The 18397-nt window shown below is 43.9% G+C and carries 19 protein-coding genes and 1 other RNA gene; 4 read left to right on the top strand and 16 right to left on the bottom strand.

What is annotated here, in order from left to right:
- Positions 1-3: 3 nt before the first annotated feature.
- From mraY to rsmI, 9 genes are all read right to left on the bottom strand, one after another.
- The gene (gene mraY / locus ACQ96U_RS11230; RefSeq protein ID WP_431721341.1) at positions 4-1086 is read right to left on the bottom strand and encodes a phospho-N-acetylmuramoyl-pentapeptide-transferase; all 1083 of its coding nucleotides are present in this window, start codon (positions 1084-1086) and stop codon (positions 4-6) included.
- Positions 1087-1089: 3 nt separating this feature from the next.
- Positions 1090-2460, bottom strand: coding sequence for a UDP-N-acetylmuramoyl-tripeptide--D-alanyl-D-alanine ligase (locus ACQ96U_RS11225; protein WP_431721340.1), 1371 nt, complete (start codon positions 2458-2460; stop codon positions 1090-1092).
- Positions 2453-3958 (bottom strand): UDP-N-acetylmuramoyl-L-alanyl-D-glutamate--2,6-diaminopimelate ligase, encoded by a 1506-nt coding sequence (locus ACQ96U_RS11220; protein ID WP_431721339.1) that lies wholly within the window; start codon positions 3956-3958, stop codon positions 2453-2455. Before ACQ96U_RS11220 ends, ACQ96U_RS11225 begins: the two co-directional genes overlap by 8 nt.
- A 6-nt stretch (positions 3959-3964) precedes the next feature.
- The gene (locus ACQ96U_RS11215; RefSeq protein WP_431721338.1) at positions 3965-5689 is read right to left on the bottom strand and encodes a peptidoglycan D,D-transpeptidase FtsI family protein; all 1725 of its coding nucleotides are present in this window, start codon (positions 5687-5689) and stop codon (positions 3965-3967) included.
- On the bottom strand, positions 5686-5979 hold the full coding sequence (gene ftsL, locus ACQ96U_RS11210) for a cell division protein FtsL (RefSeq protein WP_431721337.1): 294 nt from the start codon (positions 5977-5979) through the stop codon (positions 5686-5688). Before ftsL ends, ACQ96U_RS11215 begins: the two co-directional genes overlap by 4 nt.
- A gap of 23 nt (positions 5980-6002) precedes the next feature.
- Positions 6003-6977: a 16S rRNA (cytosine(1402)-N(4))-methyltransferase RsmH gene (gene rsmH, locus ACQ96U_RS11205; protein WP_431721336.1), complete on the bottom strand. Its 975-nt coding sequence runs from the start codon at positions 6975-6977 to the stop codon at positions 6003-6005.
- Positions 6952-7407 carry a division/cell wall cluster transcriptional repressor MraZ gene (gene mraZ, locus ACQ96U_RS11200; protein ID WP_431721335.1) on the bottom strand — a complete coding sequence of 152 codons (456 nt, stop codon included), beginning with the start codon at positions 7405-7407 and terminating at the stop codon, positions 6952-6954. Before mraZ ends, rsmH begins: the two co-directional genes overlap by 26 nt.
- A gap of 394 nt (positions 7408-7801) precedes the next feature.
- Positions 7802-8159: RNase P RNA component class A (gene rnpB, locus ACQ96U_RS11195), an RNA gene on the bottom strand.
- Positions 8160-8169: 10 nt separating this feature from the next.
- Entirely contained in the window at positions 8170-9018 is an 849-nt protein-coding gene (gene rsmI, locus ACQ96U_RS11190; RefSeq protein ID WP_431721334.1) for a 16S rRNA (cytidine(1402)-2'-O)-methyltransferase, read from the bottom strand.
- A 538-nt stretch (positions 9019-9556) separates the two neighbouring features.
- Here rsmI and ACQ96U_RS11185 point away from each other — a divergent pair.
- The 4 genes from ACQ96U_RS11185 to ACQ96U_RS11170 all read left to right on the top strand — a co-directional run bounded on the left by ACQ96U_RS11185 (position 9557) and on the right by ACQ96U_RS11170 (position 13268).
- Entirely contained in the window at positions 9557-11446 is a 1890-nt protein-coding gene (locus ACQ96U_RS11185; protein ID WP_431721333.1) for a penicillin-binding protein activator, read from the top strand.
- A 9-nt stretch (positions 11447-11455) separates the two neighbouring features.
- Positions 11456-11830: a YraN family protein gene (locus tag ACQ96U_RS11180; RefSeq protein ID WP_431721332.1), complete on the top strand. Its 375-nt coding sequence runs from the start codon at positions 11456-11458 to the stop codon at positions 11828-11830.
- Between the two features lie 254 nt (positions 11831-12084).
- Positions 12085-12669, top strand: a complete 585-nt coding sequence (locus ACQ96U_RS11175) for a phosphoheptose isomerase (RefSeq protein ID WP_431721331.1) — start codon at positions 12085-12087, stop codon at positions 12667-12669.
- A 20-nt stretch (positions 12670-12689) separates the two neighbouring features.
- Positions 12690-13268 (top strand): BON domain-containing protein, encoded by a 579-nt coding sequence (locus ACQ96U_RS11170; protein WP_431721330.1) that lies wholly within the window; start codon positions 12690-12692, stop codon positions 13266-13268.
- A 50-nt stretch (positions 13269-13318) separates the two neighbouring features.
- Here ACQ96U_RS11170 and ACQ96U_RS11165 read toward each other — a convergent pair whose 3' ends face one another.
- The 7 genes from ACQ96U_RS11165 to rplM form a co-directional block, all read right to left on the bottom strand.
- Entirely contained in the window at positions 13319-13732 is a 414-nt protein-coding gene (locus ACQ96U_RS11165; protein WP_431721329.1) for a ClpXP protease specificity-enhancing factor, read from the bottom strand.
- Positions 13733-13831: 99 nt separating this feature from the next.
- Entirely contained in the window at positions 13832-14461 is a 630-nt protein-coding gene (locus tag ACQ96U_RS11160) for a glutathione S-transferase N-terminal domain-containing protein (RefSeq protein WP_431721328.1), read from the bottom strand.
- A gap of 107 nt (positions 14462-14568) precedes the next feature.
- Positions 14569-15324 (bottom strand): cytochrome c1, encoded by a 756-nt coding sequence (locus ACQ96U_RS11155; RefSeq protein ID WP_431721327.1) that lies wholly within the window; start codon positions 15322-15324, stop codon positions 14569-14571.
- Entirely contained in the window at positions 15324-16535 is a 1212-nt protein-coding gene (locus ACQ96U_RS11150) for a cytochrome b (protein WP_431721459.1), read from the bottom strand. Before ACQ96U_RS11150 ends, ACQ96U_RS11155 begins: the two co-directional genes overlap by 1 nt.
- Positions 16536-16545: 10 nt before the next feature.
- Positions 16546-17139 carry a ubiquinol-cytochrome c reductase iron-sulfur subunit gene (gene petA, locus ACQ96U_RS11145; RefSeq protein WP_431721326.1) on the bottom strand — a complete coding sequence of 198 codons (594 nt, stop codon included), beginning with the start codon at positions 17137-17139 and terminating at the stop codon, positions 16546-16548.
- 251 nt (positions 17140-17390) lie between these two features.
- Complete coding sequence (gene rpsI / locus ACQ96U_RS11140; RefSeq protein ID WP_431721325.1) at positions 17391-17783, bottom strand: 30S ribosomal protein S9; 393 nt, start codon at positions 17781-17783, stop codon at positions 17391-17393.
- Positions 17784-17797: 14 nt separating this feature from the next.
- Positions 17798-18226 (bottom strand): 50S ribosomal protein L13, encoded by a 429-nt coding sequence (gene rplM, locus ACQ96U_RS11135; RefSeq protein ID WP_431721324.1) that lies wholly within the window; start codon positions 18224-18226, stop codon positions 17798-17800.
- Between the last annotated feature and the right edge of the window lie 171 nt (positions 18227-18397).

Here is an 18397-nt window from a genome sequence, read left to right as displayed (position 1 = left end):
ATATTACCGCAGTTTCAAAGTAGCTAAACCAATTAACACTAAAATCAACGTGATAATCCAAAAGCGAACAATAACACGAGGTTCAGGCCAGCCTTTTAATTCAAAATGATGGTGCAAGGGTGCCATTCGGAAAATTCTTCGTCCCGTCAATTTATAGGAACCTACTTGCAAAATGACGGAAACAGTCTCCATGACAAAGACCCCCCCCATAATAAATAATACGATTTCCTGACGAACAATGACTGCAATAACCCCAAGTGCTGCGCCTAATGAAAGTGCACCTACATCCCCCATAAAAACCTGAGCAGGATAGGTGTTAAACCATAAAAAACCTAACCCAGCCCCTACTAATGCAGAACAAAAAACAACGAGTTCACCTGCACCAGCGATATAAGGAATATGTAAATAATCAGCAAAACCAATATGGCCACTTAAATAGGCAAATATACCTAAAGCACTACCAACCATAACGGTGGGCATAATCGCCAGTCCATCTAATCCATCTGTAAGGTTCACCGCATTACTACTGCCAACAATTACAAAATACGTCAGTACGATATAAAAAATGCCAATATCCAAAGCCACTTCTTTAAAAAATGGCACAATCAACTCAATTTCTGCTGTTGAAGGCGCCGTCTTAAATAAAAAAATCGCAGCCCCAAGACCACCCACTGACTGCCAAAAATATTTCCAGCGAGCCGGTAGTCCTCGTGAATTTTTTTCAATGACTTTCCGGTAATCATCAACCCAGCCAACCGCACCAAAAATTAATGTGACGCCTAATACCACCCACACATAACGATTATCCAGATCCCCCCATAACAATGTACTGATAGCAATTGCAACAAGAATTAAAGCCCCTCCCATTGTTGGGGTTCCAGCCTTACTCAAGTGTGACTGAGGTCCATCATCTCTGACAGCCTGGCCAATTTGATAATGTGTCAGTTGTTTAATCAATTTTGGTCCCAACCAAAGCGCTAACCCCAAAGATGTCAACACCCCTAAAATGGCCCTAAATGTTAAATACTGAAAAACGGTAAAACTGCTTTCATACTGCGCTAGAAATTCCGCCAACCACAACAGCATTTATTAATTACTCCCATCATTCCTATCCAAACAGGCCATAACAACATCTTCCATTTTTGCACTGCGAGACCCTTTAACTAAAACAGTGGTTTCATCTGTTAATAGTCCCTGCAGTTCATCAATAAGATTTTGTTTATCCGTATAGCCATGCCCACATTCGCCAAAACTAGCCACCGTATGTTGGCTTAAAGAGCCAACCGTTAACAATTGGTCAATGCCCATTTTTCGAGCATAATCACCTAATTCTGCATGAATAGCTTCAGCATCTTGGCCTAACTCAGCTAAATCCCCTAACACCAAAATACGCTCACCAGGTTGTAGTGAAAGCAAATCAATTGCAGCCTTTACAGAACCTGGGTTGGCATTATATGTATCATCAATTAATACGGCTCCTTTTCTTCCAGGTAGCCGGTTTCCTCGGCCTTGGACAGGTTGAACCTCTGCCAAGGCACTAATAATGATTGGAATCGCAACACCTAGAGCAATGGCCCCAGCAATAGCCGCTAATGCATTCGCGACTTGATGCCTGCCTCCAAGCTTAAGCTCAACAGGAAACACTTGTGCCTGGTAACGCAAGTTAAAGTGGATACCGCCATTAGGCAAAGGTTCAATGGCCGTTGCTTCCAGGTCTGCAGCACAATCATCAATCGCAAAAGACAAAACATGACATGATGAAGCTTGCGCTTGCCAGTAGTCAAAAAACGCATCATTTTTATTGAGTACTGCAACCCCATTGGCAGATAAGACGTGCAAAATTTCTGCTTTTGCTTGAGCTATTTTTTCAACAGAGCCAAATCCACCTAAATGCGCACGCGTCACATTAGTAATAATGCTAACGTCAGGCTGGGCTAAATCTGCCGTATAAGCAATTTCACCCACTTCACTGGCACCAAGTTCAATAACGGCAAATTGATGATCCCCAGTCAGCTGTAAAAGTGTTAGTGGTGCACCAATCGCATTATTTAAATTACCTTTAGTCGCCAGCACATTACCTTGCTTACGCAAAATAGCCGAGAGCATTTCCTTAACAGTGGTTTTTCCACTATTTCCAGTGACAGCAACTAATTTTCCGGCATAGTGTTGACGATTCAGTGCAGCTAACTTACCCAGCGCCTGGAGTGTATCTTTTACACATAGTTGAGGAATGGGCACACTTTCTTGAACCTCACTCACAATGGCTGCGCTAGCTCCTTGTTCATAAGCAGCTGCTACAAAGTGATTGCCATTAAAGTTTGGCCCGTGCAAAGCAATGAAAATATCCCCTGGTTGCAACTGCCGGGTATCAGTAGAAACATTACCTACCTCAGCATCCTGGCCATGCAGTTGGGCATCTAATTTGGGGAGTATATCTGACAGGAGCAAGTGCTTAATCATAAGCATACTCCTTCAGTATTTTTGCCACTTGAACAAGGTCACTGTAAGGATAACGCTGACCATCAACCTCCTGATAATCTTCATGGCCTTTGCCTGCCACAACAACAATATCGTCAGGTTTTGCGGTTAAAATAGCCTCTTGAATGGCTTTGGCTCGATCAGCTTCTGTATGAACCTGAACCGAAGAACTTTTAAATCCTGGCATGATGTCAGCAATAATGGCATCAGGATTTTCACTTCGAGGATTATCACTGGTCACCACACACTCATCCGCATACTGAGCAACGGCTTCCGCCATCAGTGGTCGTTTCCCTTTATCTCTATCACCGCCACAGCCAAACACACACACTACTTTGCCACGAGAATGTAAGCGCACCGCTTTCAGCAAATGTATAAGTGCATCGGGAGTATGGGCATAATCTACGACAACCGTTGGCAGTTGCTCTTCGCCAAAATATTCCATTCGGCCTGGTACGGTTTTAAGCGTTGATAATGCATCAACAATCCGCTCAATGGGCTGTCCATGGCAACCAAGTGCAGCAACTGCTGCCAGTACATTTTGCAGGCTAAAATGCCCCAATAGAGGAACATCAGCTAAAGAACTCCCCCAAGGCGTATGTAACCAACATTGAATACCATGAGGTAAATACTGAATCTGACTTGCATAAACATCCGCAGAGGTATTATTTAAGCTGTAAGTGACTAACTCTGTTGTTTCAGCCACAAAGTGCTTTATAAAAGCAGCGTAATCATCATCCAAATTAATAATGGCATGCTTAAGGCCTGGCCATGCAAAAAGCTTGGCTTTGCTTTGTGCATAAGCCTCCATCGTGCCATGAAAATCTAAGTGGTCCCGACTAAGATTGGTAAAGATCATGGTTTCAAACTCACAACCTACCAGCCGGCCTTGCTCCACCCCATGAGATGAAGCCTCCATCGCTAAATAGGCTACTTTTTTTGCTGCTAACTCTGCGAGGTGAGATTGAATAACTAAACTGCTTGGCGTGGTATTTACACTCGCATTAAGTGCATCAAGCATACCGTAGCCCAGAGTACCCATGACCCCAGCAGAAATATTTAAAGCACCAAACAGTTGAGCAATAAAGTGCGAGGTTGATGTTTTGCCATTAGTGCCTGTAATACCAATAATCTGGATATGTTCACTGGGATTATGAAAATAACGACCAATAATATTGCCTGCTTGTACACTTAAATTCTGCATCCACAAAACTGGGACAGAAAATGCGTTCTGATCATGCACTTCTGAACTATTTGGCTCTGCTAATACAGCAACAGCACCTTGTTGTACTGCTTGAGCAATAAATTGATGGCCATTCACACGAGTACCCGGCAACGCTATAAATAAATCACCAGGTTTAACTTGTCGGCTATCCAGCGCAATACCTGTTATTGTGATATGCGCATCAACAACCACATCAAAGCCTGATAGCAGTGCCTGTAACGACCATGTTTTTTGATCTATTTGCTGCGTATTCATATACTTTTACGACTTATCTTTAATCCCTGGTTTAGCTTCTTGTCTGGCAACAGCAGGCATATTGTCAGGTGGAACACCTAGCATTCTCAAAGCACCTGCTGTTACATTGGAAAAAATAGGGGCCGCAACGGCTCCACCGTAATATTTTCCGGCTTTGGGGTTGTTAATCATTACCACAGTCACCACACGCGGATTTGACGCTGGAGCCATACCCGCAAAAATCGACATATACTTTTTATCCTCATAACCATGCGCACCCACTTTATGTACAGTGCCTGTTTTTCCTGCCACGGTATAACTATCTACTTTGGCCCGGGTTCCTGTGCCTCCCCGCTCAATGACGGTGGTTAACATACCCACTACTTGCTTTGCCACTTTCTTAGGTAATACTTGTTTTGCTTCGACACTGGAAGGATCATCTACTTTTAGTAGTGATATGGGACGCTTAATACCACCTGAGGCAAGCACCATATAGGCTTGAGCGACTTGAAGTGGTGTTGAAGAGAGGCCATAGCCATAAGACAATGTGGCAATTTCTACTGGACGCCATTTTCTATGAACAGGTAAAGTGCCACTGCGCTCACCTGGAAAACCAACGCCTGTAGTCTCCCCAAACCCAATACGGCTGAGTAAAGACCATATCCGCTCAACACCAATATCCTGAGCGATTTTTGTGGTTCCCACATTACTTGATTTAGTCAGTACCGTCGTTAAATCAATGACACCATAATTTCGGTGGTCTTTCACTGCTTTGCGGCCAACCATGATATAGCCAGGACGTACATCAATTTTGGTATCAGGTGTATATTTGCCAGTTTCTAAGGCTGCAGCAACCGTAAATGCTTTCATCGTTGAGCCTGGCTCGAATACATCTGTCACTGCACGGTTTCGTAGTGCAGAAACTTTCACACCTTTTCGATTATTGGGGTTATACGATGGGTTATTGACCATCGCCAATACCTCACCTGTCGTCACATCTAATACGACAACTGAGCCACTATCTGCTTCATTTTCTTTTATAGCCTCTTGAAGAGCCCGAAAAGCATAATACTGAATACGCATATCAATGCTTAGCATTAACTCTTTCCCAGGCTCAGCACTTTTAATTGATTGCGCTTGCTCAATAAGACGGCCACGACGATCCTTCAGTAAGCGAACCTTTCCTGGTTTGCCATCAAGCCATTCACTATACGCTAGCTCTATACCTTCTTGTCCTTGACCATCAATGTTAGTGAACCCTATAAGGTGAGCAACAACTTCACTGGCAGGATAATAGCGACGAAACTCATCCATAACATAGACACCTGGAATATCCAGTGCTACGACCTTATCTCCCTGTTTAGGTGTTAAATGTCGGCGGAGATAAATAAACTCCTTGTCTGCACTGCGTAAGATTCGCTTGGCCAGGGTTTTACGCTTAATACCTAATGTGTCTGCCAGCTTTGGCCAGCGCTCTTTATGTTCCACAAGCTCTTTTGGATTTCCCCAAAAGGACTTAACAGGCGTGCTGACGGCTAATGGCTCTCCATTTCGGTCAAAGATAATGCCTCGCGTTGCAGCTATCTCGGTATAACGTACGGTACGTTTGTCGCCCTGATCCTGCAGAAACTGGCGATCGATGACATGTAAATCAACAATACGCCAGGTAATGACGCCCATCACCAGCATCAAACAAGTCACGACAATGCGAAAGCGCCACAGGTAAGGCCCTGTTTGCTTGACCTTGCTCATGGCACCACCATTTTTATCTGATCGGGATTTGGTGCTTCCATCTCCAGCTTCTCTGTTGCAATCCTTTCAACACGCTTCGGTGTAGTGAGTGTGCTGTGTTGTAAAAGCAACTGTCCCCACTCAACTTGTGCCGCATTTTTGACCACAAGCTGGCGCTGCAAATCGTTAAATGCGCGACGATTCATGTGAGCAACATAAGTAATGGCTACTGAAGAGATAACAATCATCACCATCAGTAAAAAAAACACCACTACTTGCTTTTGCTTCAGCTGCGCTACTACATGAGTCATAGGGACCCTCTTACTAATTAACGCTAACGCAATTTAGTGGCCACCCGCATAATTGAGCTTCTAGCACGGGGGTTTTGTTGAACTTCTTCTTCACTTGGACGAACCGGCTTTCTCTCACCACGAAGACGCTGTGTACTAGCCACCATATCGGCTGTCACAGGCACACCTGGTGGATACTCAGTGCCTTTTTCATGCTTTCGTATAAAACGCTTTACAATACGATCTTCAAGTGAATGAAAGCTGATCACAACCAGCCGACCACTGACGTGTAAACACTGGAGCGCATCATCCAATCCTTGTTGCAAATCATCCAGCTCTCTGTTCACAAAAATGCGAATTGCTTGAAATGAACGTGTTGCTGGGTGCTTATGCTTTTCCCATGAGGGATTCGCTTGCGCCACAATCTCTGCTAACTGTTTTGTTGTTGTGATCTCTACTTCCTCTCGAGCCCGCACAATGGCACCCGCTATCCGGCGCGCAAAGCGCTCTTCACCATATTCTTTCAAAACAGTCGCAATATCTCGTGCCTCTGCTTTTGCCAACCAATCTGCGGCACTCACACCATGGTCAGGATTCATTCGCATATCCAGAGGGCCATCTTGCAGAAAACTAAACCCTCGTTGGGCATCATCAAGCTGGGGGGAGGACACCCCCAAGTCCAGTAAAATACCATCTACCCGCCCCAGCCAGTGATGCTGTTTCACCCACTCCTTTAACTGTGCAAATGAACCATGGGCAACACTTACCCTTGAATCCTCCTCCGCCAACTGATTAGCCATCGCTATCGCTGTAGGATCTTTATCAATAACCAAAAGTTTCCCCTCAGCCCCCAGCTGAGACAAAATCCTCCGGCTATGTCCACCACGACCAAATGTGCCATCAATATAAATTCCATCAGCAACAATATTCAGTTGCTGAACAGCTTCATCCAGCAGCACAGTGGTATGTTTCAGTTCTTCAGTCATAAGCTCACTACAACGACAAGGACTGCAGCTCATCTGGCATTTCACTTCCTTGACTGGCTTCCGCCAGGTAGGCATCGCGACGCTCGTTCCAGCGCAGTTCACTCCAAAGTTCGAATTTTTTGCCTTGGCCCAGTAAGATCACTTTCTTCTCAAGGCCCGCATAATCTCTAAGCAGTGGTGGGATTAACACCCTGCCACTGCCATCTATTTCTAAATCAGTAGCATGCCCAATCAGCAGCCGCTGTATACGTCTGGCAACAGGGTTGAAGCTTGGTAATGCTTCAATTTTTGCCTGAATGTCTTCCCACTCATCAATGGGGTAAATCAACAAGCAAGGTTCTTCTGTATCAATCGTGGCCACTAAAGCCCCATTACAATGGGCATTTAGTACTTCTCGGTAACGGCTTGGGATAGCAAGCCGCCCTTTGGCATCCAGACTGATTGCATTAACTCCGCGGAACACAACTATACACTCTCGCCACTTTTACCCCAAAAAAATCCACTTTCACCCACTTTGTACCACTTTCAGACACTATAGGAATGGCCCTGAGTTCCGTCAAGGCAACCCCAAATGCCAACCACCACAAAAATGTGATGCAGTTGACAAAAACGCACGAATACGGGTTATTACATAACCGATTGCCTGGAGTATTTATCAAGAGGATTCAGCGAGTTAACTGAATTGTTGAATTGAAGTGACGTAAGGATTAATTATTTCTGTAAAACACCTAATTGAGGGAAAAGTATTGAAGTGCAACTTAGTTGTTGAACATTTTGCAGAGCACTGTGTTTTCAGATGTTACCCCCATCAATATCAACTTGCCCAAATTAAAAAAGCAGACAGCAAAGGGGGAAAAGAAATGAGTTGGCCGATAAGCCGGGTTCTGTCGAGGACAGTCATTCATCTGGGATGTATATCACTATACACCTCAAGCAACCTACCCGAATTCGGTGCGGGCCGCACCTATGAATTCCTATTTGGTCTTGCTCCAAGCGGGGTTTACCATGCCGTGACGTGTTACCACTCACGCGGTGCGCTCTTACCGCACCGTTTCACCCTTACCGGCAAAGTGAATCACTTTGCTTAGGCGGTCTACTCTCTGTTGCACTTTCCGTAGGCTCACACCCCCCAGGCGTTACCTGGCGCTTTGCCCTATGGAGCCCGGACTTTCCTCCATAATGCAAATGCATTACAGCGACTGTCTGGCCAACTCAGCCGCGAAGCTTAGCGACCTTTATTTGAAAGTGCAACTTTGTATAACAGGTTTTTCTTTAACCCAGAAATTTTCGCAGTCAAACTTGCAGCCTGCTTAATGGGAAGCTCTGCTTGCAACGTTTGTAAGATATGTAAAACATCATCAGGGATTTCATTTTCACTACAAACAGATTCAGCCTTCCCTTCAACAAGCACAACAAACTCACCTTTTTGCTGGACAGGTTCTTGTTGTAAGCGCTCAAGTAGCTCACTAGCTGAGCCTGACAAAACGGTTTCAAACTGTTTGGTAAGCTCTCGCGCAATAACAACCTGCGTCCCTACTTGCAACACTTGTTGCATATCCGCCAAACAATCAATAATGCGATGTGTTGACTCATACACAACCCATGTTGCCTGTAATTGTGCCAACTCCAGAATACGTTGCTTTCGCTGTGTTGCTTTAGAAGGTAAAAAGCCTTCAAACCAAAACCGGTCTGTTGGTAAGCCCGCCACAGAAAGTGCTGACATAATGGCACTGGGCCCTGGAATTGGGCTTACTTGAATACCTGCATTCCTTGCTTCTCTCACGATAACAAAGCCAGGATCTGAAATAAGAGGTGTTCCAGCATCAGAAATCAAGGCAATCGTTTGTCCCTGCTGCAGCTTCGCCAATAACTGCTCTGTTCGCTGAGACTCATTATGTTCATGGTATGAAACCATGGATGTAGTTATCCCAAAGTGAGATAAAAGCCGCGAAGAATGACGAGTGTCTTCAGCTGCAATTAAATCTACTTGCTGTAAAATTCTTTGTGCACGAGGACTAAAATCATCCAAATGGCCTATAGGCGTTGCAACAATATATAAAACACCCGATGTCATTATAAATAAAGCCTTTCCCACCAAGTTAACCAAATGACTGATTTACTTTTTAGTGAAGCCAGTCATTATGAATCTTATAAAAAAAGTGTAATTTTCAGATAAAATAGAATAACGAAAACGATTTGTTTTACAGTGAAATTCTGCAAAACCGTAAACGTTAGGTGTTAATCAATCAATAATGTTGCACTTCACTTTACACGTTGCCAGCAGACTGTAAAGCCAAACAGACAAATAAACGCTAGCAAGTGCACCTATACCTATAGTGAACGGTATAAGTATCAGGATTTAGATCCTCTGTAACTTGTTAACGTTAGTTATGTTGAGTCTGGGTATTAAAGTGAATGTCATTTGTGGTAATAGCCTATCATAATGGTTAGAGATGCTGTTTCCTGGTAATAGCAGTTTTTAAGTTTTAGTTGTATAGGTATAACGCTTTTGCACCACTATTGTTAATCCCTAAAGTAAAGCTCACCATGTTAAAATCAATAAAAGTTATTTTGACCCGCATAAACCAACGCAACAGGAATCGCATTCAAGCATGACAAGCACGATAAAGATCAAAACCCCACTCAAGAAAGCCATTAAGTCGCTCGTCTCGGTTTGCCTCATCAGTGGTCTACTTGCGGGCTGTGGCAACTCATTTTTAAATCGATCTGGAAACACGCAAAGTGACCCATTGGCTACACAGTCAATGGCTAAAGTACAACAACTGCTCTCCAGTGCAGAACAAAGTACAGGGGAAGAACAAGATGCGCTACGACTTGATGCTGTAAGTATTTTATTAGAACAGCAGAAAACAGAGGAAGCTAAAAATATTTTGCAGCAGCTGTCGCCTAACGCTCAAACAGGTTCTAACCAAGGCCGTTATGCTGTTGTTCAAGCTCAGCTTGCGCTGGCTGATATGAATGCGATGAAAGCTTTTGACTGGCTTGACTCACCCGCGGTTATTAATAACTCAGACAGCCAAGTAGGGATGCGCGCTTATGCCGTTCGCGCGGAAGCCTATGCACTGAATAAAGAATATCGTGCTGCAATTGATGAAATCATGTTGGCTATTCCTTTGCAAACGGAAAGAGAAAAACAGTTATCTTATCAAAAGCTATGGCGCTACTTACTCAATGTTGATAGCCCTACACTGGATGCCATGGCTGCGAATACCTCTGATACTTTACTGACAGGCTATATTCAACTTGCTAATATCGTTAAAGCGTCAGATAACATTGAAACTCAGTTGCAAGCTTTTGCCAATTGGCAACAACAGTGGCCTAATCACCCCGGTCATCAGCAACTCCCACAAACACAACAACTATTGAGTAAAGCATCTCAGGAGCGCCCACGAAAAGTTGCACTGTTGCTTCCTCGAAATGGGGCATTAAAAGTTGCAGGTAATGCAATAGAAAAAGGCTTTTTTACAGCTTACTTCCATGCCCAACGAAGCGGTGCCCAGGTACCAGAAATTACCCCCTATGACACAACATCTGTTGACCCACTAGCAATTCTTAACCAGGCTGCAGCAGAAGGCGCTCAGTTGGCAATTGGCCCTCTCCGTAAAGAGGCCGTTCAACAACTGCAAAATAATGCCGCACTCCCCATTCCAATAATGGCTTTAAATTATGCAAATCGGGGTCAAGCAGCAGGCAATCGTCCATTTTACCAGTTTGGTTTGTCAGCAGATGATGAAGCACGTCAAGCCGCTCGACAAGCCATACATGATGGCCATCGCTTTGCTGTGGTGGTCACGCCTGAGAGTGACTGGGCAATACGGGCCAGCGAAGCCTTTCAACAAGAACTACAGTCGCTTGGTGGTGAAGTTGTAGGCATTGGACGCTTTAATGAAGCAAACAATAATTACAAAGCCGTCATTGGCCGTCTAATGAATGTCAATGCAAGCAATGCAAGAGCATTAGAAATTCAACGCCTTGCAGGAAAAGACGTTCAATTTAGTGGACGCCGGCGCCAAGATGTCGACTTTGTATTTTTAGCCGCTAGTGCAACTCAGTCACGACTGGTTAAGCCTTTTCTGGCCTACTACTTTGCGGGAGATCTACCCGTTTATGCGACAGCTAATGTGTTTTCAGGTGTAGTTAATCCTCAGATTGACCACGACCTCAACAATATTCGCTTTACGGGTATGCCCTGGCTTAATGACGACTTCAATGACCCACTAAAAGACCAAATTATCGAAGCTCGTCGAAAAAACGGTACCTCATATGCACAGCTCTATGTATTAGGTATTGATGCATTCCGCTTATACGACCGCTTGAGCCAGCTTGCTTCTTTAAGTGGTACTCAAATCAGTGGTGCATCAGGCTCTCTGACAATGAACCAGTATCAAGAAATTGAGCGCACTCAGCCCTGGTATATTTTTAAAGCAGGTGAACCTCAGCGTTTGCCTTCAATGACTATCAACCAGCGCAGCGCTCAATAAGTATTAAGTATGTTTTGGCGCCTTTCTCACCGGCACCGAGGAAGCCAGCACGAAGACTTAGCGCTGGCTTTCCTAAAACAGCAGGGATTAACACTGGTTCAACGGAATTACGCGTGGAAAGGCGGCGAAATAGATCTCATCATGCTTGATGACACTACACTTGTTTTTATTGAAGTTCGCTATCGAAAAAATGCTACTTTTGGGGCAGCGACTGAATCGTTAACCAGAAGTAAGCAGCTTAAGCTCATAAACACCGCTAAGCATTTTCTACTGACACAGGCAAAACACAATCCAGCCTGTCGTTTTGATCTGCTTGCCATAACAGGACAAACATCCAGTGAACAAATAGATTGGCTTAAAAATATAATTCAACTGGATTACTAGCCCTACTACTCGCTCAATTTATCGAAAGTATTAACTGCTGTATTTTTGTTTTTTATCTGTCATCATCCCTGTCCTGATATTATTGATTCAGGTTACAATAGCGTCTTCAACCACCAGCTAAGCGTATTACCGTTGCCAAACTGTCAAAATGATAGCTTATTAGCACGCTGTATTTATCGTTAGCTGCAACCACTTTATTTCTTCAACTGCTGTCTTTATCCTCAGCAATTAAACAATGAAAGGCTGTTTAACCAATGCATGAACGCATAACACGCCATTTTGCCGAAAGTATTGATGCAGTGGCCCATGCAGCTGAAATTCTCAGCCCCCTTATTGGTCAAGCCAGCGAACTAATGGTCAATGCATTACTCAATGAGGGAAAAATTCTGGCTTGTGGAAATGGCAATTCAGCCAGCAGTGCTGCCTACTTTACAGCTAAATTACTAAATCGCTTTGAGCGAGAACGCCCTGCATTACCCGCTGTCGCCTTATCCGCTGATGCAGCAACACTGACCGCGATTGCCAATGACTATAGCTTTCATGAAATATACTCTAAACAAGTACGAGCACTCGGCCAACCAAATGATATTTTATTCGTCATTTCAGCCAGTGGTCGTTCAACAAATATTGTTCAGGCAATTCAGGCTGCTCACGATAGAGAAATGTTCGTAGTTGCCTTAACCGGTGGTGATGGTGGTGATATTTCTGCTTTATTGGATGCAGAAGATGTAGAAATTAGAGTACCCGAAATTAATACTCAGCGCATTCAAGAGGTTCAACTGCTCACCATACACTGTTTATGTGATTTAATTGACGAGTTTTTGTTTGGCGGCATTTAACTTTGGTGGAGCTTAACGAAATGAAAAATCCTATCTTATGGTTCCTTTTAATCAATCTGATTACTTTCTCCTCGGCATGTACTCCAATCCTAAAAGCGACCAATGATGGTCCTATTCAGCAAGACAAAAGTACACGCACAATGGGTGATTGGGTCGATGACAACACCATTGAAACGGTTACCCAGGTCAATATAGCCAAAGCGGACCCGGCTCTGGAACAATCATCGCATATTGTCGTAACCAGCTACGAGGGTATTGTTTTATTAACAGGGCAAGTCGCGAATGAACGACTTCGTAGCCTCGCTGGTGATGTTGCTCGTAATGTAAAAAAAGTACGACGCGTCTACAATGAGCTAGAAATTGGCCCAGCTACCACATTCTTAATTCGCAGTAATGACAGTTGGCTAACCTCAAAAATCAAAACCAAAATGCTTGCTGAAAAGAACTTTCCTGCGGGCAAAATAAAAATCGTGACAGAAAACGGTATTGTTTACCTTATGGGAAAAGTCAGTCAGTCTGTCGCTCGCCATGCAGTAGACATCAGTCGTACAGCTTATGGTGTACAAAAAATAGTTAAGATTTTTGATTACACTGATTAAAAAAATAGCAAGCCTCTGCTTGCTATTTTGTCTTATCTCGTTAACAACCTTTACTTAACCACTTTCAAACTTGGCTTACCACTAGGACGGGTACCAGATTGTCCATCAGTACCAGGGGAGGTTGGTGTTGGTTCAGGGTCAGTAGGTGTTTGCTCAACCTCAAAGACCATGCCTTGTCCATTTTCCTTTGCGTAGATAGCCATTACTGCACCTGTTGGCACATAGACATGCATGGGGGATCCACCAAATCGCCCATTAAATTCAATTTGCTCATTACTCATCAACAAGTCCCGCACCGCTACAGGAGAAATATTGAGTACGATCTGATCATCCTTAATGTATTCTTGCGGTACCACCACACCAGCTTGTGCAGTATTAACTAATACATAAGGGGTACAGTTGTTGTCGACTATCCACTCATATAACGCTCTCATGATATATGGGCGGCTACTGCTCATTGACATCAATTGTCTCCTTTCTTTGGCGAGTATCTTATTTCACAGCAAATAAGAGGGCAAACTAGCCCTCTTATTGCATAGAGAAACACACGGCATATGCCCTGTTTAGATACGCATTTCCTTTTCGGCTTCTGATAGGCTTTCTTTAAATGATTCCCTTGCGAATAGCCGCTCAGAATACTCAACCAAAGGTCGAGCCTGTTTTGGTAGCTCGATACCCATTACTGGTAGCCGCCACAAAATTGGAGCAACACAACAGTCAACCAGCGTAAACTCTTCGCTCATGAAGAAAGGTTTCTCCATAAAAATTGGCGTGGTTGATACCAAGCTTTCCCTAAGTTCTTTACGTACCCTATTGGCTGTTGTCTCTTTGGTTTTGGCATCCAATAGTGTATCTACCTTCGTGGCCCAGTCCTTGGCAATTCGGTGCATCCACAAACGACTTTGTGCCCGAGCTACAGGGTAGACAGGCAACAGCGGTGGATGGGGGAAGCGCTCATCGAGATACTCCATCATCACATTGGCTTCATACAAAATTAGGTCTCGATCCAACAAAGTTGGCAGACTATTGTATGGATTAAGATCTGCGAGTTCAGCAGGCTTGTTTTCAGGATCAACATCCTGAATATCAACAGCAACACCTTTCTCAGCAAGAACGATTCTCACGCGATGACAATAATGATCCTTGGGATCGGAGTAAAAAGTCATTGAGGAACGTTTGGCGACTACGCCCATGTTTAACCCCACATTTTGACTGATCCAAAAAACAAACAATGCGCGTACCCTTAAGAGTACACGCTGTTAACCGTGGCTAAATAGCCATTGTATCAAGCAATTACTGCTTAATGTACGTCTTTCCAGAACTCTCGCTTCAGCAAGTATGCAAAAACAAAGAATACTGCCAGAAACAATAGCACATAGACGCCAACTCGTTTCCGCTCAAGCTGAACAGGCTCTCCTGCATAAGCCAAGAAAGTCACCAAATTTTGGGTCGCTTCTTTATACTCTTGCTCTGACATTGACCCTTCTTTACCCGTAATGGGTTTAAACCCACACAAGCGCTCACCGGTTAAAGTATCACGCTTAGACGGGTCAGTATCACCACAGGTATCTTCCTGGAGCCCCTGAAGCTCTGCTAGCACATGAGGCATTGCCACATCAGGAAAGACTTTGTTATTAACGCCCCAGGGACGCTTAGGATCAACATAAAAGGTATTAAGATAAGTGTATAACCAATCTGTACCTCGAACCCTAGCGACAAGCGTCAAATCAGGAGGTGCAGCACCAAACCAGCGTTTAGCCTCTTCATCACGCATGGCATTTTCCATTAGGCTACCAATTTTCGCGTCATCAAAGACTAGGTTTTCCATAAACAGCTCATGGGGAATATCCAAGTCATCCGCTACTCGCTCATAGCGTTGAAACTCAGTACTGTGACACCCCATACAGTAGTTTATATAAAGCTTGGCACCTTCTTGCAAAGCCGCTTTATCTTCCAAGTTGATATCAACATGGGTCAATGGATAACCACTGCCACCTGCGGCCATTACAGCAACAGGCATCCATGCTAATAACAACGCAATCAGTTGCTTTTTCATTAGCCTGTCACCCTCTCTGGAACTGGTTTAGTCTTCTCAACCCGCGTATACCATGGCATCAACAGAAAAAATAAAAAGTAGATAACCGTACATACTTGGGCCCAAAAAGTTCGAGTATCAGTGGCAGGCATAGCACCCAGATAACCAAGCCATAAAAAGCTGATTGCAAACAGCACAATGGCTACTTTGCTCATCCAACCTTTATAACGGATTGATTTTACTGGACTGCGATCTAACCAGGGCAAAACAAATAAAATGGCAATAGCTGCACCCATAGCGATAACGCCCATTAGTTTATCAGGAATTGCCCGTAAAATGGCATAAAAAGGCGTAAAATACCAAACAGGTGCAATATGATCAGGTGTTTTCAAACTATTTGCCTGTTCAAAATTAGGTTTTTCTAAGAAAAATCCACCCATTTCAGGGAAAAAGAACACGATAATACAAAAGACAAATAAGAAAACGACAACACCCACAATATCTTTTACGGTGTAGTAAGGATGAAAGGGAATACCATCTAAAGGTACGCCATTGGCGTCTTTTTTCTTCTTGATCTCAATACCATCAGGGTTATTAGAACCCACTTCATGAAGCGCTAAAATATGCAGAACGACGAGACCTACTAGTACTAAAGGTAAGGCGATTACATGTAATGCAAAGAAGCGGTTCAAAGTAATATCAGAGATTAAGTAATCACCTCTGATCCACTGCTGCAGATCAGCCCCAATGACAGGAATGGCTCCAAACAGAGAGATAATTACCTGAGCCCCCCAATACGACATTTGCCCCCAGGGTAATAAATACCCCATAAATGCCTCTGCCATTAAGAGCAAATAAATGGCCATACCAAAAATCCATACTAACTCACGAGGTGTGCGGTATGATCCATATAAAATACCACGAAACATGTGTAAATAAACAACAACAAAAAATGCAGAAGCTCCTGTTGAGTGTAAATAGCGGATCAACCACCCCCACTCAACATCGCGCATAATATATTCAACGGAAGCAAATGCCTCTGCAGCTGAGGGTTTATAACTCATGGTCAGCCAAATACCCGTCAGTAACTGGTTAACGAGTACAAGCAAGGCCAAAGAGCCAAAAAAGTACCAAAAGTTAAAGTTTTTCGGCGCGTAATATTTACTTAAATGTTCTTCCCACATCTTTGTGGCGGGAAAACGCGCATCGACCCAGGCCATGAATCTTTGCATTGTGCTCATGTTAAGCGTTCTCCTCATCAATCCCGATGACTAGGGTATTTTCATCCTCGAATGAGTAAGGGGGTACCTCTAAGTTCAAGGGTGCAGGCACACCTTTAAAAACCCTACCCGCCAAATCAAACTTGGAGCCATGACAGGGACAGTGAAAACCACCCAGCCATTTTTCATCAAAATCCATGGCCTTAACTTCAGGGTGATATTTTGGTGAGCAACCCAAATGCGTACACAAGCCAATCAATACTAAAAACTCAGGCTTTCGCGAACGATACTCATTTTTTGCGTAAGCCGGTTGTTGTGGCTCACTTGAGCCAGGATCAACAACACGCTTATCCATTTTCTTAATGTTGGCTAATATTTCTTCCGTACGCCGGACAACAAATACAGGTTTACCACGCCATTCAGCAACAATTTGCTGTCCTGGCTCTACCTTGGCGATGTTCACTTTAACTGGGGCTCCCGCAGCTTTAGCCTTAGCACTTGGGTTCCAGGATTTAACAAATGGGATGGCGACTCCCACTGTACCAACAGCCCCGACTACTGATGTAGCGCCCACAAGAAAGCGACGCCGGGTTTTATTCACGCCGTCATTCGTCATTAATTATTCTCCCCATCAGAGACATGACCCGTCGAATTTGCAGCTGAAGAATCAGAACAGATATAAAGCGTCAGACTTATAAAAATGATTAAAATTTTGCGAATGTTAAAGAAAATCCCTTCACCTAGCAACCTTAAGGGTATTTTGTAAGACTTAAGTAGTGGAAATGTTCAATGCTTAAACAAAAAAAATACCCGGTCAATGCCGGGTATTTTATTGTCACAAAGGACAGGGCGGTGCAAGTACGTAAATTAGCGCTTGGAGTACTGAGGACGCTTACGCGCTTTACGCAACCCGACTTTCTTACGCTCAACCTCACGCGCATCACGAGTTACATAACCCGCTTTACGCAAAGAAGGACGAAGATTATTGTCGTAATCCATCAAGGCACGAGTAATACCATGACGAATTGCACCAGCTTGACCAGCAGCACCACCACCAGCCACAGTGATTTTTATATCAAACTTGTCAGTCAATTCGACCAGCTCAAGAGGCTGACGAACGACCATGCGAGCAGTTTCACGACCAAAGTATTGGTCAAGCTCGCGACCATTAACAATAATTGCGCCAGAACCTGATTTCAGGAAGACACGAGCAGTCGAAGACTTACGACGACCTGTTCCATAGTATTGAGTAGCAGACATAGCCAGACCTTATCTTAAATTTCCAGAACCTGTGGTTGTTGCGCAGTATGAGGATGCTCAGTGCCAGCATACACTTTTAGCTTGCGATACATCGCACGACCAAGTGTATTCTTAGGCAGCATGCCTTTAACTGCGAATTCAATAACACGTTCAGGTGCTTTGTTGATCAGGCCATCAAAGTTGATGCTACGCAATCCACCTGGGAATCCAGTATGGCTGTGATACATTTTATCTTTGCTCTTGTTACCGGTTACCCGAACTTTTTCTGCATTGATAACAACAATGTAGTCACCAGTATCAACGTGAGGAGTATACTCTGGCTTATGCTTGCCGCGTAACCGACGAGCAAGTTCAGTAGCAAGACGACCTAGGGTCTTATCTGCTGCGTCTACAATATACCAGTCACGCTTAACTGTTTCTGGTTTAGCACTAAACGTTTTCATTAAACAATTGCCTCATTGACCGAAATAATTACCGGCAAAACCAAACACCCCTATCACCTTGGCATGAGATGTAAAGTGATGTTTGCGTTTAAGGGGCATTAGACGTTGGGAAACGAATGCGCAATTATACGCATCGGGGTAAAATTTAAAAGTCCTAAGCAGATTGAATGC

The organism is Zooshikella sp. RANM57 (assembly GCF_050749885.1).
In the GTDB taxonomy this organism is placed as follows: domain Bacteria; phylum Pseudomonadota; class Gammaproteobacteria; order Pseudomonadales; family Zooshikellaceae; genus Zooshikella.
This window is presented reverse-complemented; position numbering and strand designations above follow the sequence as displayed.